This window comes from uncultured Algoriphagus sp., assembly GCF_963974365.1.
GTDB lineage: Bacteria > Bacteroidota > Bacteroidia > Cytophagales > Cyclobacteriaceae > Algoriphagus.
In genome coordinates, this window is record NZ_CAXBBX010000014.1 from 1 (window position 1) to 21,996 (window position 21,996).

The window sequence follows — 21,996 nt, forward strand, 5'->3', positions numbered from 1 at the left end:
ATTTCCTGACTGCTATCATCTGGTTTTTGAGAAAATACAACGGTGGAGAATTCTGCACGCTGCCGCATGTCATCGAGTTGATGCAGGTTGATTACGATGAGTTGTTCACAGTATTGCGAACCGAAAAGGACATTGATGTGCTCATCAATCCTTTTGTAAATGCCTACCTCAACGATGTGATGGAGCAGCTGGAAGGACAGATAGCATCGGCTAAAATATCCATGGCAAGACTATCTTCAGCTCAGTTATATTACGTGCTTTCAGGCAATGATTTTACGCTGGATATCAATAATCCGGAGGAGCCAAAGTTGGTTTGCATGGGAAACAATCCCCAGAAAATTCAGATTTATGGAGCAGTACTTTCACTGTATGTAAACCGTCTAGTGAAGCTGGTAAACCAAAAGGGAAAGCTAAAAAGCAGTCTGATTTTCGATGAGTTTCCGACCATCTATTTGAACGGAATGGACAGTCTGATTGCTACGGCAAGGAGTAATAAAGTTGCTACTACATTGGGAGTTCAGGATCTTAGCCAGCTTAGAAAAGACTATGGACGAGAACTTGCCGATGTGATTATGGGCATAGTTGGAAATATCATTTCAGGGCAGGTGAATGGGGATTCTGCCAAACAATTATCAGATAGGATAGGGAAGATCATGCAAGACAGGCAGAGCCTTTCCATAAACAGTGCAGATACTTCTGTCAGTCGATCAAAACAGTTGGAGTCTGCTGTTCCACCTTCTACCATATCATCTCTTTCATCAGGGGAATTTGTAGGGATGGTAGCAGATAATCCAGATTGTAAACTGAGCCTAAAAGCATTTCATTCTGAAATTATTAACGATCATAAGGTATTGAAAAAGGAGCAGGATAACTACCAGCCCATTCCTGAAATCCGAAAGCGGGACAATGCTATCGTGCAGCGAAATTATTTGCAGATCAAGCAGGATGTGCAGGATATTATTCAGGCTGAAATGGGAAAGTTATTGAATGATCCAGGGAAGAAGCATTTGGTGATTAGGAAGGGTAATTAAAAATCACTCTTAATTATTCGATGTGGGAATAGGGCAATAGTAATGTTTACATTCAATGGCTTAATAGACTAAAGTAAAGAATTTTTTGAGCGTAAATGGAATCATATTATTATTTCCATTATGTCGGTCTTCGCTTTTTAATTCGAGTGATATTTAACCTCATTAAATACATTGGAATTGATTCGAATTTCTGCCTCGTATTTCTCGTACATTTCCAGGGGTACGGACTGTACGAACCATACGAATTCTGAAATATCATTTTTTGGCAGTCTTCATTCGAACACATTCCTGAATGATGTATGCGTCACTGAATTTGAAGGACGCAACCCTTGAGAGAAAAAGGTTTCCAAAAATTATTTATAAAAAATGTATCCTTTTCCCCACTTTCTGGTCTACTAAGTGAACCAAAACAATTAAAATATGAATTCTTGTACCTGTACATCCTGTTCCTGTGATCAATGCAATTGTGTGGATTGCTCAAAGAGCAATTGTCCCTGTGAAAAATGTAATTGTGAAACCTGCTCCTGCTGTAATTAAAAGGAACAATCTCAGGATTAATTTCTAATTTACTATCTATGGATTCCGAAGAAATTTATCAGAAATATTATTCAACCCTATTCTTCTTTATCCTAAAAAGGGTGAAAGATGAGGTGGCAACAAAGGATATTCTACAGACTACTTTCCTGAAAATCCATGAAAAAAAGTATCAGCTAAAGGACAGGAGTAAACTCAAGGGCTGGCTATTCCAGATTACCAGAAATGAAATAGCCAACTATTTCAATTCACGTGATTCCCAGCCTGTAGAGGAACCAATTTCCGAGACTAATGTGGAAACTCCCTGTTGTCTGGACCGGTTTATTGATGAGCTCCCTAAACTTTACCAAACTCCTGTCCAGCTGGTCTATTTGGAAGGAAAGTCCCAACAGGAAACTGCAAATCTTCTAGGGATCAGTTTGGCATCCACCAAAGGTAGGATTAGGAGGGCAAAGGAGATATTAAAGGAAAGATTCAGGATCTGTTGTAAATATCAGGTCAATGAAAAAAATCAGCTTGTCGGAAAATCTGACTGTGAAGTATGTGATAACTGAATAGGCTATTCTTATGCTTTTTTTACCTCGAAGAAGTGGGAGTAAAACTCTAAAGATAGACAGTTGATTTAATCCAGAAACACCCTTTTTCTAACTATTGGAGCCAGTTTACAACAAATCAGAAATTCATGCTCATCTGCTTATTAAAACATCCCAAAAGGATACTTGGATTTTACTATAGAATTTTCTGCAATAGCCTTGCACTACTTTATTTTGTAGCTTTGCAAATATGAAACGGCTTGGAAATAAATCATTTATTGCGCTACTCCTTTTGGGGATGTTGTCGATGAATTTGGATTTATGCTGTCAGATACAAAAGCTTCCCTTCTTGTTTTTACATTTTGGAGAGCATCAGAAGGAGCATGGTGATTCAGTATTAGACTTCGTCGTTGAAGATTACATAGATCACGGGAATGATAATACAGGTCATGACGAAGAAAATCATGAGAATTTACCATTTCACGGAAATCATACCTGTTCCCACCCTTCAATCTATTTCTCCTCCATTGCTGAATTTGTAGTACCTCAGTCTTTTACTGAGAAGGTACAAGCAGAAAGCTATTATAATTTCCTTTTTACCTCACCGGTTTTAGGTGAACTTTTTCAGCCTCCTCGGGGCTAATTCCCTCATTTCATTTCGTAGCAATTTATCCTGATCAGAATACTTGATATTCCTGTTTAGGATTGCTGTGAGTGCTTTTTTCTTTGGGCAAATCTGCCCACTTCCATTTTAATTCATAAAACTTAATTCCTTATGCTGGATAATATAATCCGGTTCTCAGTTAAAAATAAACTGATAATCGGGCTACTTACCATAGGATTAGTCATTGTGGGCGGGTATTCACTTACCCAACTTCCCATTGATGCAGTTCCTGATATTACCAATAATCAAGTACAAGTAATCACTACTTCCCCGTCATTGGCGGCTGAAGAAGTAGAGCGTTTAATCACATTTCCCATCGAAATCACGATGGCCACTATTCCTGACATTGAAGAAATCAGAAGCTTTTCGCGTTTCGGGTTGTCAGTTGTTACCATTGTGTTTAAGGAGAATGTGGATGTCTATTGGGCCAGACAACAGGTAAATGAACGCATGTCCGAAGTCAAAGAACAAATACCTCCGGGGATAGGAGCTCCGGGGATGGCTCCGATTACCACAGGGTTAGGGGAAATTTACCAATATGTAGTTGGTGTAGAACCTGGCTATGAAGACAAATATGATGCACGTGAACTTAGAACTATTCAGGATTGGATAGTCAGAAGGCAGCTACTTGGTACGCCAGGGGTAGCTGATGTGAGCAGCTTTGGAGGGTATCTCAAACAATATGAAATCGCCATAGAGCCTGATCGGCTCAAATCTTTGAATGTATCAATTGCTGATATTTTCCAGGCGCTTGAAGATAATAATGAAAATACCGGTGGAGCCTATATTGAGAAGGATCTAACTGCTTTATTTATTCGAAGTGAAGGCTTGGTAGGTTCTTTTGAGGATATCAATAATATCCCCGTACGGGTAAATGAAAATGGGATTCCAGTTCTCATTAAAGATGTCGCAAAAGTACAGCTTGGTAATGCTGTGCGCTATGGGTCTACCACCAGGAATGGTGAAGGTGAAGTAGTCAGTGCGATTGTAATGATGCTGAAAGGTGAAAATTCGGCAGAGGTTATTGATAACGTCAAATCAAAAATCGAAGAAATTAAAGAAACATTGCCCGAAGGGGTGACTTTAGAGCCTTTTTTGGATCGATCCAAACTTGTGGACAATGCCATTGGCACAGTTAGTAAAAATCTGATTGAGGGCGCCTTGATTGTCATTTTTGTTTTGCTGCTTTTGCTTGGCAATTTGAGAGCAGGGCTGATAGTGGCTTCGGTAATTCCACTTGCCCTGCTTTTTGCTTTCTCACTCATGAATCTATTCGGGGTGTCTGGTAACCTGATGAGTTTAGGGGCAATTGATTTTGGATTAATTGTAGATGGAGCCGTCATTATAGTTGAGGCAACCATGCATCATTTAGGTTTGGTGAAAAGGAAAACAAAGCTGACACAGCTGGAGATGGACGAAGAGGTGTTTCTTTCTGCAAGTAAAATCCGAAATTCAGCTGCGTTTGGTGAGATTATAATTCTTATCGTATATCTACCAATTTTAGCATTGGTTGGAACTGAGGGTAAGATGTTCAGACCAATGGCACAGACCGTGGCTTTTGCTATTCTTGGTGCATTTATACTCTCGCTTACTTACGTGCCCATGATCTCTGCACTTTTTCTAAGCAAGAAGATCAGTGACAAGCCTAATATTTCTGATAAAATCATGGGATTTTTCCATCGCTTCTACGACCCTTCCATTCGATGGGCTATGCATCATAGGGGAATAGTCATTAGTGTAGCCTTGGTTTTATTGATTGTTTCAGGTTGGGTTTTTTCCCGTATGGGTGGAGAATTTATACCTACTCTGGAAGAGGGGGATTTTGCTGTGGAAACGCGGGTGGTCACTGGTTCTTCCCTTCAGAATACCATGAAGGCTACAACCCAGGCAGAGAAGATTCTTTTGGACCAATTTCCAGAGGTAGTTGAAGTTGTATCTAAAATCGGGGCAGGTGAAATTCCAACGGATCCCATGCCAGTTGAAGCTGCGGATATGATGATTGTCTTAAAGGATAAAAGTGAGTGGACTTCAGCTACCAACAGGGAAGATTTGGCAAATAAGATGTCTGAAGCTTTGGAAGTTTTGCCAGGGGTCAACTTTGGATTTCAACAACCCATACAAATGCGCTTCAATGAATTAATGTCTGGGGTGCGTCAGGATGTGGCTGTCAAAATTTATGGAGAAGACCTTGAAAAACTATCTGAATACGCCAACCAGATAGGACAGATAGCACGAGGTGTAGAAGGAGCGGAAGATATTTATATAGAGGAAGTGACGGGAGTGCCACAGATAGTCATTGATTACAAAAGGGCTCAACTGGCTAAATATGGACTAAGTATAAAAGAAGTGAATCGGTCTATACAGGCAGCATTTGCAGGTGCTTCAGCCGGGAAGGTTTATGAGGGGGAAAAACGGTTTGATCTGGTAATAAGACTCGATCAGACTAAAAGAAATGATATTGAGGATGTTCAGAATCTTTTTATCGCCCGGGCTAACGGAGAGCAGATCCCGCTATACCAAGTAGCTGAAGTTTCAGTAAAAGAAGGCCCCTATCAAATCCAGCGGGATGATACCCAGCGGAGAATTGTAGTCGCATTCAATGTGAGAAATCGGGATGTAGAAAGCATAGTTAATGAAATAGAGTCCAAAATTGAAAATGCTGTAACATTTGAAACGGGTTATTTTGTGACATTCGGAGGCCAATTCGAAAATTTGGTTGAAGCAAAAGCCAGACTGGGGATTGCAGTTCCGTTGGCTTTGTTATTGATTTTTGTCTTGCTGTTCTTCACATTCGGTTCTATCAAACAGAGTATTTTGATCTTTACGGCTATCCCTCTTTCCGCCATCGGAGGGATTTTCGCTTTGACCTTACGTGGAATGCCTTTTAGTATATCTGCAGGAATTGGGTTTATTGCACTGTTTGGCGTAGCTGTACTTAATGGTATAGTTCTGATTGCTGAATTTAACAATCTGAAAAAGGAAGGGGTCACGGACATATTTGAACGGATCTATTCGGGAACTAGAACCCGGTTAAGACCCGTAATTATGACTGCTTCCGTAGCATCTTTGGGCTTTTTGCCAATGGCGCTTTCATCTTCAAGTGGAGCGGAAGTTCAAAAACCACTGGCTACCGTAGTGATTGGTGGACTGATCACGGCCACCATCCTGACTTTGGTTGTATTACCTATATTATACTATTATTTCGAAAGAGGTTTGAGAAGACCCAAAGGCACCGTAGGGTTACTGGTGATTGGATTCTTGGCCTTAGGAAATTTATCTTCCTATGCACAAACTCCAATGCATGTTACTTCCCTGGATCAGGCAATAGAACTGGCTTTGGAAAACAATCCAAGTGTCAAAGCTGAAGGACTTAGATTGGAACAACAGCGGGCATTAAAAGGGGCAAGCTGGAATATTGGGAAAACAGCTGTGGACATGGAATATGGCCAAACAAACAGTGCCTTCACCAACGACAGCCGGTTTTCGGTTTCCCAGACTTTTGAGTTTCCGACCACCTATAGCCGACAAAATGGATTGGCTGAATCTAAAATAGTTTCTGGTGAGTTGGCAGTGGAGATGAGTAAAAATGAATTGATCAGATCCGTGAAATCCACTTGGTATGCGTTGTGGACTGCAAGGGAAAAAGGGAAATTACTTGCCAGGCAAGACAGTATTTATGACCGGTTTGCATCTGCAGCTTCCTTGAGGTTTGAGTCTGGTGAAACCAATCTCTTGGAAAAGGCAACCGCAGAGACCCAGGTGGCTGAGATCCAGGCTATGATAGCTCAGAACAATGCCGATGTGGAGATCAATACCAAACGGTTGACAATGCTTATCAATGCAGAAGTTACGATTGAGCCTGAAATGGGAGAATTGAAGGAAAATTCACCTCAGCTTTCTCTGGACCAGAATAGTATCGCCGACAACCCTACATTAGCCTGGGTTCAGCAGCAAATTGCCATTACAGAAAAGGAAAAGTCAGTCGAAAAATCTCGGTTGATGCCGGACATCAAACTAGGGTATTTTAATCAGTCCTTCAATGGGCCAGGTCAAACGATGTCTGGAGATCCCGTAGTTTACAGCTCAAAAGACCGTTTTGATGGATTTCAGGTGGGTTTAGCCATTCCTATTTTCAGTTTGAAATCACAATCAGCGATTATTAAATCAAAATCAATTCGAATTGCTGAAGCAGAGGAACAAGAAACAGCATTCACCATTGAGCTCGAAAACCGATTCACCTCTTTACTTCTCGAGTACCAAAAATTCCAGACCAGTTTGGATTTTTATGAAGATAGTGCTCTTCCTCAAGCAGAGCTTATCCTAAAACAATCCCAGAGAGGTTTCCAAAGTGGTGAAATTGGCTATGTGGAATACACACAAGGACTCAATAGAAGCTTGAATGTGTACTTCAACTATCTGGATTTACTGGACAAATCCAATCAAACACTTATTCAAATCGAATTCTTATCGGGTATCAACTAAAACCGATCAAACGGAAATAATATGAAATCAAGCATGAATAAAAAGTCAGATTCTAAGGTGATTAAGGAATGCGAGATTCATATAACCATAGCAAATCAAACTATAAACAGATGAAAAAATATATCATAAATAGTCTCTTCACATTACTTGTTCTTGGAATTGCCACGTCCTGTGGGTCTAAGGTTGACAGCATTGAAATTCAGGGGGATCATGAGGAAAATGAATCTAGGGTCGAACTGAGTCAGGCACAATTTGATGTCACCGGGATTGAGCTAGGCAAGCTGGAATTTAGGGAAATTGGCAGCGAACTGATGGTCAACGGGGTGATAGACGTTCCGCCTCAAAATAATATTTCCATCACAATGCCTTATGGGGGATTTGTGAAGAATACTACACTCCTTCCTGGGGATGAAGTGAAAAAAGGCCAACTACTCGTGACAATAGAAAATCCTGAATTCATTCAGTTTCAACAGGATTATTTGGAAAGCCTGGCAAACAGTTCTTATCTGAAGTCTGAATATGAACGCCAGGAGAAATTGTACAGTGAGCAAGTGGCATCCGGAAAGACATTTGAAGAATCCAAAAGTAATTTTCTGGCCAATGAAGCTAGAATCAGAACCTCCAAAGCCAAGTTGACCATGATTGGCTTTGATCCGGAGAAAGTGGAGTCCGGGGAAATCAAATCTGTCGTGAATATTTACTCTCCTGTGGCTGGAGCTGTGCTGGATGTATATACCAATATTGGCAAATATGTAAACCCACAGGATGTAATCATGGATTTAACGAATTCAGATGATCTCCATGTGGAGCTTTCTGTCTATGAAAATGACATCCCCAAAATCAAGAAAGATCAGCGCATCAAATTCAATCTCGCCAATACGAATGATGAATGGAGAGAAGCCCATGTGTTTTTGGTTGGTAAGGGAGTTCGAAAAGATAGGTCGGTGACTGTTCATGGGCATTTTGACAGTAAAAACACCGATTTGCTCCCAGGGATGTATGTGACAGCAAAAATAGAAACTGCAAGCGAAGAAGTCTTGGTAGCACCAGATGATGCGGTGGTAAGATTTGGGGAGAAGCATTTCATTTTTTCTTACTTGGGGCAACGGGACGAGAATGGAGAGCCCGCATATGACTATGAAATGATAGAAGTAGAAATGGGTAATAAGGAGGACGGATTTACGCAGGTGACCCTTTTGGATTCCAGTCTTGTCTATCAGGATATTAAACTGGTGACAAAGGGAGCATTTACCTTACTTTCAAAGGCAAAGAATAGTGAAGAAGAAGGCGGGCACCATTAATCATTTTGTGAAAAACACTACTAACATGAAACTTAAATAGAAAACCTATGGAACAGGAAAAAGTGGAACACTCTGGGATATTCGGAAAGAATAGTGAATTGATTTTCTCCATTTGCTGTGGAGCTCTTTTGGGAATTGGGTTTGGCCTGAGTTTTTTAGAAGATGTGCCTCAATGGGTAAGTCTTGCCATGTATATAGGAGCCTATTTTTTTGGGGGCTTCTATACCGCGAAAGAGGCGATAGAAACCATATTAAAGGGAGGTTTTGAAATTGATTTTCTCATGTTGGTCGCAGCCATAGGTGCTGCGATCCTGGGAGAATGGGCAGAAGGTGCATTGTTGCTGTTTCTATTTAGTCTTGGGCATTCATTGGAACATTACGCTATGGGAAAAGCGCATAAGTCCATTGAATCACTTGCAGCTCTTGCACCAAAAACCGCCTTAAAGAAAACTGAAGGCAGTTCGGTGGAAGTGGGAATTGAAGAGTTGGAGGTCGATGATATCATCATTGTTAAGCCTAATTCCAGAATTGCGGCAGATGGGGTTATTGTAAAGGGAAGTAGTGCTGTGGACCAATCTCCTATTACTGGTGAAAGTATACCTGTGGACAAGGAAGCTATAAAAGAACAGGATGAACAGCATATTTCCCTAGATAATGTGCCTCAGGAAAACAGGGCATATTCAGGAACGATCAACGGAAACGGCACCTTGGAAATTAAGGTGTTGAAAATTGCAGAAGACTCTACTGTTTCCAGGTTAATTACCTTAGTCAATGAAGCCAAAGCGCAGAAATCACCCACTCAGCTGCTGACCGATAAATTTGAGAAGTATTTTGTCCCATCGGTTCTGGTATTGGTAGTACTACTGTGCTTTGCCTTTTTGGTGTTGGATGAGCCTTTTAGTGATAGTTTTTATCGCGCAATGGCAGTTTTGGTGGCAGCAAGTCCGTGTGCGCTAGCAATTGCAACACCTAGTGCGGTATTGAGTGGCGTTGCCCGGGCAGCAAAAAAAGGAGTTTTGATTAAGGGAGGAAGACCACTGGAAGATTTGGGAGTTCTAACCGCAATTGCATTTGATAAAACGGGAACTTTGACAGAGGGAAAACCAAAAATCACAGTGGTAATCGCATGGAATAGTATTTCAGAAGACGAGTTGCTGGGAACCGCAGTTGCGGTGGAAGGGCTAAGTGATCACCCCTTGGCGAAAGCCGTGGTGAGAGACGGTAAAGAAAGGATGGAAGGAAAGAAAATCCCAGAGGCGGATTCATTGGAAGCCGTTCTTGGCAAGGGCATAAAGGCAAATGTGGGAGCAGATAAAATTTATATTGGCAATCTGGATTTGTACGAAGCGCTGGATGATAACAAACCCTCACAAGAAATTATCGAGAAAATAGAATCTTTGGAATCCAATGGGAACACAACCATACTGGTGAGGAAAAACGATACTTATATTGGTATCATCGGGTTAATGGATACTCCAAGAGCTGCGGCAAAGTCCACCCTTGCGGCGCTCAAGGAAATTGGGATTAAAAAGATGATTATGCTCAGCGGGGACAATCAGAAAGTAGCAGATGCAATAGCCCAAGAGGTTGGACTGACGGGGGCAAAAGGAAGTCTGTTGCCTGAAGAAAAGGTTGAGGCTATCAAGCAATTAAAGCAGTCAGAATCCAAGATAGCTATGGTAGGTGATGGGGTGAATGATGCTCCGGCTATGGCAGCTAGTACTGTTGGTATTGCAATGGGGGCAGCAGGGTCTGATGTAGCTCTGGAGACTGCCGATATAGCTTTAATGGCTGATAAGTTGGAAATATTACCTTTTGCAATTGGACTGAGTAGAAAGGCTAAAGGGATTATCAAACAAAATCTGTGGATCAGTTTAGGTGTAGTGGGACTTTTAATACCTGCTACAATTTTTGGATTCGCATCTATTGGAGTTGCTGTATTGATTCATGAAGGTTCTACCATTGTAGTTGTAGTAAATGCATTGAGACTGCTTGGCTACGAAAGGAATTGATAATATTGAATGAATGAGCAGCAGTTTAATTATTTTACTAAATGGAGAAGTCACTATTTGAAATAAAACAGATGGATTGTCCTTCCGAGGAAAATCTGATTCGGATAAAGTTGGATGGAATTACTTCTGTTAAAAACCTGGAGTTTGATATACCCAACAGAAGATTGATTGTCTTTCATATGGGGGAAATAGAACAGATTGAAAAGTCAATTTATGAATTGAATTTGGGAAGTAGGAAACTATCCACAGAACTTACTAACCAGACTGATTTCCTTGAGGATTCCAACCAGAAAAGGCTCCTCTGGTATGTACTTGCAATCAACTTCGTTTTTTTTCTTATCGAAATGGCTACAGGAATATTTTCCAAATCCATGGGGTTGGTTGCGGACAGTTTAGATATGCTTGCAGATAGCTTAGTGTATGGCATTAGTATATTTGCGGTGGGAGGGACTATTCGGAAGAAAAAACGAATTTCAAAACTTGCGGGGTATTTTCAAATTGTACTTGCTCTAATAGGTTTTTCAGAAGTGTTAAGTAGGTTTTTCGGGATGGAAGAAGTCCCCAACTTTTCAACGATGCTTATAGTTTCAATTTTTGCACTACTCGCTAATGCTCTTTGTCTTTACCTTTTACAAAGGTCAAAAAGTAAAGAAGATGCTCACATGAAGGCAAGTATGATTTTCACCTCCAATGATGTAATCATAAACTTAGGCGTTATAGTAGCTGCTCTTTTGGTCAACTGGTTGAATTCCAGTCTTCCAGATTTGATCATTGGAGGAGTAGTTTTTGTTTTGGTGGTCCAGGGTGCATTCAGAATTTTGAAATTGAGCAAATAGGGAGTTATATAATTTTAATAAACTTTACTCAACATGGAGAATTCTATTTTTTAGATTGCCTTTTTTTCTTAAGAGTCATGATGAATAAAGTGAAACCTGACCCTACAGCCGCTAACCCAGCAAGAGAAAATATCCTTAAGAGGAGGTTGTTGAAGTTGTCTCTCCCCGCATAGTCCATAGTGTGGAACATCCAAAGAAAGTCAAACCAACGCCAAGCTCGGTGCCTGACTTTGGTAAACTGGCCACTCTTAGCATCTACATATGCTACCAGATTTTCAGAGGTATCGAAATGTATTGCCCATGCAGGAAGCGATGTACCTCGGTATTCGTGATGAGCCCCAGCATCAGTCAGGTAATTAACTTCCCTGATTTGGAGATTTTCTTTGATATAAATTTGAGCGATTTCTCGTGCTTCAGCCTCAGAAATCTCTGAATGAAGCTTTCCTGATTTGGCATCAAATAGCTTGCTTTCATTCACCCAATAGTAGGGTTCATGATTTACAAATCTAAGTTCTAGGGTTGAGATCTTTAGGGTGGAATCGAGCTGATTGATGTCGATTAGTTCGCTAGCATTTTCATGCATCATATGATCATTACGAAAATGATCTCCATGTATTTCATCGATATCTGTCCAACTGAAGTATAGCCCGGAAATAGTCCAAAAGATAAATTGGATTCCTATAAATACACCTAGAAATCTATGGATTCTCCGTGCATAATATTGATTGTTTTTTCTCATTATTCAGCGTTCACTGCTTCAAACGAGACCTTAGTCTTGTCCCATGAAATTGCGACTGTAGTTGTTTTGGCATCTTTTTCTTTGACTTCGAAAGTCAGCGCTTCCACAGTTTCATTTAATTTTTCCGGTTTTACATTGATCCTGATCAGATCATTGGAAGCATTATAGTCATCTGCCAAATGCATGTCCCAATCCTGATTCAGTATTATTGTCCATTCCTCTTTTCCTGGGATGGTAAAAAACCCATATTGGCCAGCCTTTATCGTTTCGCCGTTTATGATCACATCTTTGTCAAATTTGATATTGGTAGCTTTGTGGGCACCTGTCACCCAGACTTCATTATAAGCCACAAGCCCGCCAAAAATCTGTCTCCCTCTTACACTTGGAGCACTGTAATCAATATAAATATGATTACCACCTGTCATGGCCATAGCTGAAGTTCGGGGGCTTTTGGGTACTTCCGCGGGCTTCGCCTCATGAATTTCATGAGATTCTGATTCCATTTGATGTTCCATGTGATCCATTTCATGGTTTTCTTTATTTTTTGGATTGCAGGCTGCAGTCGCAAATAAGGCTAGTAATATTAGTTTGATTTTCATGTAGTTGGGCGGTTTTATTATTGAATTGTTTTGGTGACTTCTCCACAGGAGAGCATAGCTTTTCCAAAGTATGGGTTCATAACTTTTTCCTCCAGACTCAGCCAATCAGCACCTTTGTTGGAATCTGCCATTGGACAATGCTGCACATAAATTTTGGAAGCCAAAGGCGTGAAATTTTCGGCCAAATCAACCATTTCGTCTGAGATAGAAAGAAATGAATTTCGGATCTCTTCCAGAGATTTGGCACTCTTAATTCTAACCAAATCGACTTTAATGTTTTTTTCGTATTTCATCCATTCCACATGGGCATCTCCTTTGAACTCGGACATATTTACTTTTTCCACTGAAGCAAGCATTGTAGCAGCGCTAGCTTTGGCAATGGACAGATCATCTTTGGTCAAAGCATTTTTTAATTCGAAATAGCTGTCAAAAATCAGCTTCAGCTCATCTTTAGCTTGGGGCGTTAACACTACCGCTCTTGGCGATGAGTGATTAGTAGTTTCCATTTTCATTCCAGGCATTCCACCATGATTGTGTCCAGTCATTGCAGCTCCTCCATCAGGAGACATCATACTCGGTTTCCCCGCTAGTTGAGCGGCAGCATCAATGCTGAATGTGCCATTTACTGCGATTTCTTCTCCTGATTCTAAACCTGAAGTAATGACATATTCTGAGCCCAAAGATGCGCCAAGAGTTACTTCCCGAAGCTTAAAACTTACTGCTTGATCTGAAACATTCTTCACATAAACCACAGATCTCGTTCCTGTCCACATCACAGCCGTTTTTGGAACTATGATGCTGTTATCTATAGACTTACCGTTACTTTCCACTTTCCCGGATACAAACATTTCAGGCTTGAATTTCAGGTTAGAATTACTCACTTCCAGCCTTGCTTTTGCTACTCTTGTCTGAGGGTTGATCATCGGGTCGATGTAGCTGAGTTTTCCGGTGAAAGTCTCACCAGGAAGGGACTGAACAGTAAATTCGATTTGATCACCTTTTTTCACCCATTGCAATTCTGATTCATAGACGTCAAATAATACCCAGACTTTGCTGAGATCAGCAATTTGATATATAGGTTCCCCTTTGCTCACATAGTCGCCCAGATTCACCATTTTATCAGTGACATATCCTGATACATTCGCTAAAATTGGTAGTTGCTCGGTTACTTTTCCTGTAGCAAGAATTTGTGCTATCTGGGAATCAGTCAGTTTCCAATTTTTAAGTTTTTCTTTGGCTGCATTGAAAAGCGCAGGTTGGGAATCCTTGATCTTCTGTGCCTGAAAAAGTTCTTCTTGGGCGGTAGCCAATTCCGGTGAATAAATTTGGCCTAATACCTGGCCTTTTTTTACATATTCACCCGTGAAGTTTACGGACAATTCTTCAATCCTTCCCGGTATATGCGCTGATTGTGTATAATTCTGACGTTCATCAGCTTGAATTTTTCCGTTCAGACGAATTGACTTTCCAGCATCAGCATTACCAACTAGGATTGATTGTACCCCTGCAAGTTGCATTGCAGTAGGAGACATGGTTACAGCCATAGGATCAGCATCAGCATTATCATTCTCCAATGGGATTAGGTCCATTCCGCAGATTGGACAATCACCTGGCTCATTCTGTCGGATTTGAGGGTGCATGGAGCAAGTGTAGGTAATAGGGATTCCAGCGATCGACTCGACATGCTCATGTTCATCGGCTTCTAGTTTTGGAGAAGGAGCAGGCTTAAGTAGCCAACCTATGGTCAGTCCGATCAGCAAAGTGACAGCAATCAGGACAAATTTGTTATTGAATATATTTTTCATTTTGTGTATTACTTAGAATTTTTAATCCTAATGTTTACTATGTCAAATTCAATTTTTAAACTAAAATCATGAATTTGTTAAATTCCATTCACTGTAAGTTTTGCAGGTAAGCAACGAGTTCCTTTCGGTCTGAGTCAGATAATATTGCATCCCGATGTATGAGAGTGTATGAGGAAATAGGCATTTTTTTTTGCTCAATTTGTTTAATCATACTCTCTAATTTCATTTTTTCCATTCTCTCGGATAGTGATCCATATTGAGAAAGATTTAATTCTTCCTTACCCTCCCGGATATGTTTTTCAAGTAACCAAGCAGCAGGCTGAAGTTTGCTATACCATGGGTAGTTGATCTGATCACTATGGCAGTTGTAGCATGAAGTTTTAAGCATCTTTCCAATATTCACAGGTGGATTATTAAGAATTATGAAATCATTGGAATCTTTAGGCAGGTAAGGATTTTGATTGGTGGGAATGAATTGAATTCCCACCAAGACAATAAGGAGTAAGGTTGTAAAAACCCCGACTACTTTTTTCATCCGATTTCTATCACTTGCTTTACAGCTCCACAGGTTTTCATTTTACCAGCAAACAGGGGATTCTTTATTTCTTCTGAATCACTCAGCCATATGCCACCTTCATTCTTGTTATACATTGGACACTGCTGCTGATATAGCTTTCTGTCCGAGCCTACAATTGCCAATAGATCTGTGAAGTCTTTTCCCATTGCCTCAAAATGCTCAATCTGATGATCCATTTCACTTTTGGCGATGTGCTCGCTGTGTTCTTGGATAACTTCCAATATGCTACTTACTTCGGATTTCTTTTCATCGGTTAACTGATCGAATGAAATGGTTTTTGCATTCTCAGCCAGTTTAGTTGCTGCTTTTGCAGCTTCTTCCTTACTGTTGTTTCCAAGAGCTGTTTTGATTTCCAAGTACTCATCTATTAGATCAGTCTTAGTGGCCGGTCCACTCATGTCCATTCCTTTATCCATGTTGTCCATAGATTCAGACATTGCATTATGGTCTTCTGATCCCATGGTATGATCCTCTTGTTTCTTTTCTCCACATGCAATTAGTGAAAAAGAAAGTCCAGCAATTAATGCCAGCGATAGAATTGTTTTTTGAGTTTTCATTTTACTTCATTTTGAATTTTACGGATACTTAGTTTTATTTATTGATGTTTACCTATGCTTTAAGTTTCTTATCTAAGCGCCTAGCAGCCAGAAATCTTATGTGCCAATGGGTGGTTTATGTATTTCTTTTTTAGATAATGTCAGTTAAGATTTGATCTGCCGTTTTAATAATTGTGCGTTGAAGGCCACGATGACTGTACTTAAACTCATCAGAGCTGCACCAATTGCTGGGCTTAGAATAATTCCGGCGCCAGCCAATACTCCTGCAGCCAAGGGAACGGCTACGATATTATATCCTGCTGCCCACCAGATATTCTGCATCATTTTTTTGTAAGTAGCAGTTCCGAATAGGATCAGGTTGGCGATGTCTATTGGGTTGCTATTGACCAAAATGATATCGGCAGTTTCAGCAGCAACGTCAGTACCTGATCCAACAGCGATTCCTACATCTGCCTGAGCTAAAGCTGGGGCATCGTTGACACCATCTCCGGTCATAGCCACGAATTCACCTTTAGCTTGTAGGTCTTTGATGATCTTTTGCTTGTCTTCCGGCAATACTTCTGAATAATAGCCGTCCAGCCCGAGTGTCTCACTTACTGCTTTGGCAACTATTTCATTGTCGCCGGTAGCCATTAAGATCTTAATTCCGTGCTTTTTAAGTGTATTGATAGCTTCTTGAGACTCATCACGGATTTCATCCGCTAATGCGATGTAACCAATAAGCTTTTCATCCGAAAGTACAAAGACTACTGTTTCATCTTCTGTTTTGAAAGCACCTTCAGGTTGTTCTATTTCTTTTTGTTTTAACCCGCCCGGGCTTAAAATACTAATCTCTTTCCCGTCAAGATTGGCTTTTATGCCCATTCCAGTGATGTTTTGGAAGTTTTCTGGCTTGCCTAGTTTTAATTCTAGCTCCTTTGATTTTCTTACAATTCCAGCTGCAATTGGATGTTCAGAACTATTTTCAAGTGCTGCTGCAATGGCGAGTAACTCTTTATCATCCATTCCCTCTGCTACACTTTTGAATCGAGTCACTCCGAATTCACCTTTGGTCAAGGTTCCTGTCTTGTCAAAAATGATGGTGGTCAGGTTCCTTGAATTTTCGAATGCAGTCCTGTTGCGAATCAACAAGCCGTGCTTAGCAGAAACGGAAGTGGAAATAGCAACAACCAATGGCACTGCCAGACCTAATGCATGGGGACAGGATATTATCATGACCGTGACCATTCTCTCCAGGGCGTAATTGAATTCTTTGCCAAGGCTTAGCCATACTACCAAGGTGATAATTCCTGCTGCCAAAGCGATGTAGAACAACCAGCCTGCAGCTTTGTCAGCCAAATTTTGAGTATTGGACTTCGTTTTTTGTGCCTCTGTAACTAATCCTATTACTTTGGACAAGTACGACTCTTCTCCAGTGTGCTTCACTTTGATTTTTAGGGCACCATTATCATTCACTGATCCACCGATCACTTCATCGTCTTTCTGTTTTGCCACTGGTTTGGACTCACCTGTAAGCATGGATTCATTTACATGACTGCTCCCTTCCAGGATTTCACCATCAGCTGGAATTTTTTCACCTGGTCTCACTAAAATTGTGTCTCCAGATTTTAGCTCTGCAATAGGAACATCTTCGGATTCACCATTTTCCTTTATTCTCCTAGCTTCTGAAGGCATCATTTTAGCCAGTTCCTGAAGAGCATTAGAAGCTCCCATCACTGATTTCATTTCTATCCAATGTCCTAGCAGCATGATATCAATCAAACTAACCAATTCCCAAAAGAATATTTTTCCAGAAAGGCCAAAGACTACAGCTGAGCTATAGAAATAGGCTACTGAAATCGCCAGTGCAATCAATGTCATCATGCCTGGTTTTTTCTTTTTCAGTTCCTCTACCATGCCCTTTAAGAATGGCCAGCCTCCATAAAAGAAGACCACCGAGGAAAGGGCGAATTGCAAGTATCGGTCTCCTTCAAATCTGAATTCATAGCCCAAAAGCCCTTGGATCATTGGTGCCAAGACTACTATTGGCAAGGTGATCACCAGAGAAATCCAGAATCGCTTTTTGAAATCTTGGATCATATGCATATGATGCATGCTATGGTCATGACCTTTCATTCCATGCTTTCCCTTTTGATGGGATTCATGTTCCTTACGTTTATGGTCTGAATGTTCCATTTTATCTTTGTTTAAATAGCTGTCTAAAAGATTTTAAAATCTAACTGTCAATCCACCACCGGCGCCAAAACGATTGTCGTAACTTCCCATGACAGAGAAGTTTCTGGAGAAAATATAACTAGCACCCGCTGACCAGGTAGTCTCCCCTTTGTAGTTGGAGTTTTCGCCTGATTCGGGAAGGGTATTTGTCCATCCAAAATCCATTTGATATTCATAATTAGCGAAAATGGTAGTTCGTGGGAAAATCATGATTTCTCTGTTGATTCTGAATTCTGGTCTGAGTTTGCTATCAAGCCTTACATCGAGATTGAATAAGTAAGGTGTGAGGAATCGAATCCCGACCACTGCCGTAGCATTGATCTCATCAAGACTTTCGGCCACCTCATTTTCCAGGTTCACTCCAGCGAATACTCTGAAATAATCATAGAGATATCGTTCGTAGCTTACCTCTGCTTCAAAATTCTGGTTATATCCATATTCCATATTCAGGTTGAACTGATTGCGAATATTTGAAGACATTAGGTTTAGACCTACCATTTGAGAGGCTACATTCGCAGTTCCCCAGTTAAAATATTCATCACTTTCTTTAATAAGTTTTTTTAGCGGAAAGCCTTTTAATCTTGGATCTCGTGGGTTTTCGTAAGAGAATATCCTGGCCATTCCACCCATCATATGATAAAGCACATGACAGTGGAAAAACCAATCTCCCTCTTCGCTACCTTCAAATTCAATAGTGATCTTTTGCATTGGAGGCACATTCACCGTATGCTTGAGAGGTGAATATTCGCCTTTATCGTTGATTACTCTGAAGAAATGGCCATGAAGGTGCATCGGGTGATGCATCATCGTGAGGTTGTTCAAGGTAATTCGGGTCACTTTTCCGCCTTCGATTTTTATCTTATCAGCTTCAGCTAGTGGTACTCCATTCATGCTCCAGATGTAGCGCCACATATTTCCTGTAAGATTCAGCAGAACTTCATTTACAGCTTCATTGGCTGGGAAGCTGGTTTTTTCGGGTGATTTTAGGTAGTCGTAATTGTATTCGGCGAACATATCCATACCAGGCATTTTGTCCATAGACGCACCCATGTCCATTTTACCATCCGTTTCCATAGGTTTAGCCATTGGTTGATTGTGGTCCATTTTGGAATGATCCATGCCTTGCATAGTAACTTTTTTAGAAGAATCACTTGAGCTTTTCTCCTCCATATTCATCTTGGAATGATCCATTGTCATTTCAGTCTTCTCCATCTTCGAGTGATCCTTATTCATTTCATTAGGATTCATGTCGTCCATGTTCAACTTATCATCCATTTGCATTCCCCACTTATCCATCATTTCTATTGGATTCTCTTCGGAAGGTTTAAACTTCATGGCTGGGGCTCCCATTTTCATGTCCATCTTTGCCATTTTCATCATCATTCCTATTTTGTCGGGGCGGGGGACATCTGGAGCACTGAGGATATTTCCATTTCCTAAGAAAGCAGACGTTTGCCCTGAGCCGTCTTGTGCAGTTGCTCTGATTTCTATCTTTCCAGAATCTGGAATAGTGACAATGAAGTCGTAGGTCTCGGCGATGGCGATAAAAGTCTTATTGTGGACTATTGGCTCCACGTCCAGACCGTCAGCAGACACAAGCAGGGGATCCGCTCCTCCGAAAGTCAACCAAAACTGTGATGATGCAGATCCGTTGATAAACCGTACACGCACTTTCTCCCCAGGTTTCAAATCGGGGTACTCTGAGGTAGACTGGCCATTTGTAAGGAAAGCATTGTAGTAAATGTCTGCAATGTCAGCACCTTCCATTCGTTGTTTCCAAAAATTCATCTGAGCACCGAAGCCTCCTCTTGCTATCACTTGATTTAGAGGTGTTGCAGTGCCTTTTTTGATGTTATACCATTCATTTCCTCGCTTTAGGTTTCGCATTACATTCATGGCTTTCTGATTAGTCCAATCAGACAGGAGAATGACCAAATCTGTATCATATTCCAGTGTTTTTTCCTTCGGCTCAATAACTATAGAGCCGTAAACACCACTTTGCTCCTGAAGCATTGTATGCGAATGGTACCAATAGGTTCCAGCCTGCTTCAGAGGGAACTCATATTTTTGGGTTTCTCCAGGCAGTATCGGAGGTGTGGTCAGATAGGGGACTCCATCAAAGAAATTTGGCAATAATATTCCATGCCAGTGCACGGAAGTTTCCACATCCATTTCATTTTTGACATAGATGACAGCATATCCACCTTCATGAAAAGTCAGTGTAGGGCCTGGAATTCCACCATTAACAGTCATAGCGGGCACAGGTTTTCCAGCTTTGGTTACCATATCTTTTTTTATAGATAAAGTATAAGTGGCAGTGTCAGCTGGTGTCTGATCTGCTTTTGCCAAACTGCTGTTCTCGCCCATGCAAAGAAGAAACAGAATGGAACCAATGAGATATTTTAGCATAAGTCTCATCGCTTATTTTGTCGCCTCCAGTCGCTCAATCATTGCCTGCATCTGAGCGATCTCCCGCTGCTGTGCTTCTATGATATCCTGCGCCAATTTCTGTGCTTCTGGATCTTGGAGATGAGCTTTTTGGCTTACCATGATGGCTGAAGAGTGATGTGGAATCATGGCTTTCATCCATTGCACATCTGCAATTAAGGTTTGATTTCTCAGCATAGTCAGCGTACCTATGAAAACGATTAGGGAAGAGGCTAGAATAATGTAATTGGTCTTTTTATTCTCATACATTCCCCACATAAATAGAAGCATGGAAATGGCCATAGGGGCAACCATCAAGATGGTCATATAGGTCCTGGTAGTGCTTAGCATGACATGCTCGAATAAATCTGCATTTAGAAACATTACTCCATACATAATGACAAAGGAAACTGCCATCATTGCTGCGAATTTTAAATAGTTCTTACTTTTCATAATCAGTAGGTTTTAGCGGTTATATAATTGATTTGAGCCAAGGAAGTTTGATAAGCTACCGTGGCTTTGAGTTTCATTTTTTGGTATTCCAACAGTTGTTGCTGTACCCTCAAGACCTCTTCAAAGTCGTTTCCTGAATTGCTATAGGCAGAATAAAGTAATTCCAGAGTTTGCTCGGATGTTTGCACTTGTTTGCTATACAGCGAGATCAGATTCTCCTGAATCTCCATGTCGGTGGAGAAGCGGTAATAGGAGCCAAATAGTTTATTGTTGAGTTCGTCCTTCTCCAGTTGATAAGATTCCTGCATAAGTTTGGCTTCCTTCTGTGCACCCTTATATTTCCCTCTGAAAATCGGTAGGCTCATCGTGACCATAGGCATCAAGACATTTTTCCCGTTATCTGGGATGTCCATATCTGTTCTTTCGCCGACAAGTACATAATCGACACCTGCACCTAGCTTTGGCATTCCTTGCTTTTGGGCAACACGCACGCTTGCTTCACTGGCCTGAATTTTCAAATCTATACTCCCCAACATGGGGTTTGCCTGGATTGAATCAGTTGAAATCTGCCGGTCAGCATCCGTGATTTGGAGCATCTCAGAGATCTCAACGGGGGAATCATGAGATCTGGAAAGCAGGGAATTGAACCATGAATTGCTTCCTTTGATTTTCATCTGTAGCACTTCGATGTTAGTTTTGGTTGCCTGAATCATAATTTCTACTCGTAGTGCATCTGCAAGAGAACCTTGGCCGTTTTCGAATTTTGAAGTAGCTAATGAGTAATAAGTTTCAAGGATTTTCAGATTCTCCCGTTCTAGGTTTATCAATTCGTGCGTTTCTACCAAAGGATAATAAACAGTGGCCAATTGGCTGTATAGTTGGTTCTTAGCATCCAGAAATTCCTGATATTTTGCTTCAGCCATGAAGGAAGCTACATCTTTCTGAGCTCTTAGCGTACCGAACCAAGGGAACATCTGCGTCAAAGAAAAGCGGGCATTCTGAGGACCAACTCTGGTTTCAACCGGAGATATGAAATATCCAAAAGACAGGTTTGGATCTTGTAAGGATCCTACCTGCGGGATTTTTTCCATGGCAGCTTCAAATGCTTTGTATTTAGCTTGAAGACCTGGATTGTTTTCAGCGCCTATTCGAAAATAGTCTTCTAAACTTTGCGAACTAGCTGAGAAACTCATACCCAGAAGCAAAAGAATGGAAAGTGTGATAGTTTTCAT

The 21,996-nt window shown here is 40.9% G+C and carries 16 protein-coding genes; 7 read left to right on the forward strand and 9 right to left on the reverse strand.

Features of this window, described 5'->3' with window-relative positions:
* The 7 genes from AACZ87_RS18130 to AACZ87_RS18160 form a co-directional block, all read left to right on the forward strand.
* On the forward strand, window positions 1-1,031 hold a 1,031-nt coding region (locus tag AACZ87_RS18130), incomplete at its 5' end, for a type IV secretory system conjugative DNA transfer family protein (RefSeq protein WP_339869255.1).
* 575 nt (window positions 1,032-1,606) lie between these two features.
* Entirely contained in the window at window positions 1,607-2,119 is a 513-nt protein-coding gene (locus AACZ87_RS18135; RefSeq protein ID WP_111612299.1) for a sigma-70 family RNA polymerase sigma factor, read from the forward strand.
* A 229-nt stretch (window positions 2,120-2,348) separates the two neighbouring features.
* A complete protein-coding gene (locus AACZ87_RS18140) occupies window positions 2,349-2,741 on the forward strand; it encodes a hypothetical protein (protein ID WP_192085337.1) in 393 nt (130 codons plus the stop codon).
* 132 nt (window positions 2,742-2,873) lie between these two features.
* Window positions 2,874-7,244, forward strand: coding sequence for a CusA/CzcA family heavy metal efflux RND transporter (locus tag AACZ87_RS18145; protein WP_192085336.1), 4,371 nt, complete (start codon window positions 2,874-2,876; stop codon window positions 7,242-7,244).
* 110 nt (window positions 7,245-7,354) lie between these two features.
* Complete coding sequence (locus tag AACZ87_RS18150; RefSeq protein WP_111612296.1) at window positions 7,355-8,545, forward strand: efflux RND transporter periplasmic adaptor subunit; 1,191 nt, start codon at window positions 7,355-7,357, stop codon at window positions 8,543-8,545.
* A 47-nt stretch (window positions 8,546-8,592) separates the two neighbouring features.
* The gene (locus tag AACZ87_RS18155; protein ID WP_192085335.1) at window positions 8,593-10,557 is read left to right on the forward strand and encodes a heavy metal translocating P-type ATPase; all 1,965 of its coding nucleotides are present in this window, start codon (window positions 8,593-8,595) and stop codon (window positions 10,555-10,557) included.
* A gap of 41 nt (window positions 10,558-10,598) precedes the next feature.
* Entirely contained in the window at window positions 10,599-11,393 is a 795-nt protein-coding gene (locus AACZ87_RS18160; RefSeq protein ID WP_111612294.1) for a cation transporter, read from the forward strand.
* A gap of 43 nt (window positions 11,394-11,436) precedes the next feature.
* Here AACZ87_RS18160 and AACZ87_RS18165 read toward each other — a convergent pair whose 3' ends face one another.
* From AACZ87_RS18165 to AACZ87_RS18205, 9 genes are all read right to left on the reverse strand, one after another.
* On the reverse strand, window positions 11,437-12,132 hold the full coding sequence (locus AACZ87_RS18165; protein WP_192085334.1) for a PepSY domain-containing protein: 696 nt from the start codon (window positions 12,130-12,132) through the stop codon (window positions 11,437-11,439).
* Window positions 12,132-12,731 (reverse strand): DUF2911 domain-containing protein, encoded by a 600-nt coding sequence (locus AACZ87_RS18170; RefSeq protein WP_339869261.1) that lies wholly within the window; start codon window positions 12,729-12,731, stop codon window positions 12,132-12,134. Before AACZ87_RS18170 ends, AACZ87_RS18165 begins: the two co-directional genes overlap by 1 nt.
* 17 nt (window positions 12,732-12,748) lie before the next feature.
* On the reverse strand, window positions 12,749-14,536 hold the full coding sequence (locus AACZ87_RS18175; RefSeq protein ID WP_192085333.1) for an efflux RND transporter periplasmic adaptor subunit: 1,788 nt from the start codon (window positions 14,534-14,536) through the stop codon (window positions 12,749-12,751).
* A gap of 88 nt (window positions 14,537-14,624) precedes the next feature.
* Window positions 14,625-15,071 (reverse strand): heme-binding domain-containing protein, encoded by a 447-nt coding sequence (locus AACZ87_RS18180; protein ID WP_192085332.1) that lies wholly within the window; start codon window positions 15,069-15,071, stop codon window positions 14,625-14,627.
* The gene (locus AACZ87_RS18185) at window positions 15,068-15,670 is read right to left on the reverse strand and encodes a DUF3347 domain-containing protein (RefSeq protein WP_192085331.1); all 603 of its coding nucleotides are present in this window, start codon (window positions 15,668-15,670) and stop codon (window positions 15,068-15,070) included. Before AACZ87_RS18185 ends, AACZ87_RS18180 begins: the two co-directional genes overlap by 4 nt.
* Window positions 15,671-15,814: 144 nt before the next feature.
* On the reverse strand, window positions 15,815-17,845 hold the full coding sequence (locus AACZ87_RS18190; protein WP_192085330.1) for a copper-translocating P-type ATPase: 2,031 nt from the start codon (window positions 17,843-17,845) through the stop codon (window positions 15,815-15,817).
* A 33-nt stretch (window positions 17,846-17,878) separates the two neighbouring features.
* Window positions 17,879-20,251: a multicopper oxidase domain-containing protein gene (locus AACZ87_RS18195; RefSeq protein WP_225587144.1), complete on the reverse strand. Its 2,373-nt coding sequence runs from the start codon at window positions 20,249-20,251 to the stop codon at window positions 17,879-17,881.
* Window positions 20,252-20,305: 54 nt separating this feature from the next.
* Entirely contained in the window at window positions 20,306-20,764 is a 459-nt protein-coding gene (locus tag AACZ87_RS18200) for a DUF305 domain-containing protein (protein ID WP_192085328.1), read from the reverse strand.
* A 2-nt stretch (window positions 20,765-20,766) separates the two neighbouring features.
* Window positions 20,767-21,996, reverse strand: a complete 1,230-nt coding sequence (locus AACZ87_RS18205) for a TolC family protein (RefSeq protein ID WP_339869266.1) — start codon at window positions 21,994-21,996, stop codon at window positions 20,767-20,769.

Excerpts from the sequence above, each read along its gene's own strand:
- AACZ87_RS18135 (WP_111612299.1), top strand. The coding sequence starts at position 1,607 with ATGGATTCCGAAGAAATTTATCAGAAATATTATTCAACCCTATTCTTC.
- AACZ87_RS18140 (WP_192085337.1), top strand. The coding sequence starts at position 2,349 with ATGAAACGGCTTGGAAATAAATCATTTATTGCGCTACTCCTTTTGGGG.
- AACZ87_RS18145 (WP_192085336.1), top strand. The coding sequence starts at position 2,874 with ATGCTGGATAATATAATCCGGTTCTCAGTTAAAAATAAACTGATAATC.
- AACZ87_RS18150 (WP_111612296.1), top strand. The coding sequence starts at position 7,355 with ATGAAAAAATATATCATAAATAGTCTCTTCACATTACTTGTTCTTGGA.
- AACZ87_RS18155 (WP_192085335.1), top strand. The coding sequence starts at position 8,593 with ATGGAACAGGAAAAAGTGGAACACTCTGGGATATTCGGAAAGAATAGT.
- AACZ87_RS18160 (WP_111612294.1), top strand. The coding sequence starts at position 10,599 with ATGGAGAAGTCACTATTTGAAATAAAACAGATGGATTGTCCTTCCGAG.
- AACZ87_RS18165 (WP_192085334.1), bottom strand. The coding sequence starts at position 12,132 with ATGAGAAAAAACAATCAATATTATGCACGGAGAATCCATAGATTTCTA.
- AACZ87_RS18170 (WP_339869261.1), bottom strand. The coding sequence starts at position 12,731 with ATGAAAATCAAACTAATATTACTAGCCTTATTTGCGACTGCAGCCTGC.
- AACZ87_RS18175 (WP_192085333.1), bottom strand. The coding sequence starts at position 14,536 with ATGAAAAATATATTCAATAACAAATTTGTCCTGATTGCTGTCACTTTG.
- AACZ87_RS18180 (WP_192085332.1), bottom strand. The coding sequence starts at position 15,071 with ATGAAAAAAGTAGTCGGGGTTTTTACAACCTTACTCCTTATTGTCTTG.
- AACZ87_RS18185 (WP_192085331.1), bottom strand. The coding sequence starts at position 15,670 with ATGAAAACTCAAAAAACAATTCTATCGCTGGCATTAATTGCTGGACTT.
- AACZ87_RS18190 (WP_192085330.1), bottom strand. The coding sequence starts at position 17,845 with ATGGAACATTCAGACCATAAACGTAAGGAACATGAATCCCATCAAAAG.
- AACZ87_RS18195 (WP_225587144.1), bottom strand. The coding sequence starts at position 20,251 with ATGGGCGAGAACAGCAGTTTGGCAAAAGCAGATCAGACACCAGCTGAC.
- AACZ87_RS18200 (WP_192085328.1), bottom strand. The coding sequence starts at position 20,764 with ATGAAAAGTAAGAACTATTTAAAATTCGCAGCAATGATGGCAGTTTCC.
- AACZ87_RS18205 (WP_339869266.1), bottom strand. The coding sequence starts at position 21,996 with ATGAAAACTATCACACTTTCCATTCTTTTGCTTCTGGGTATGAGTTTC.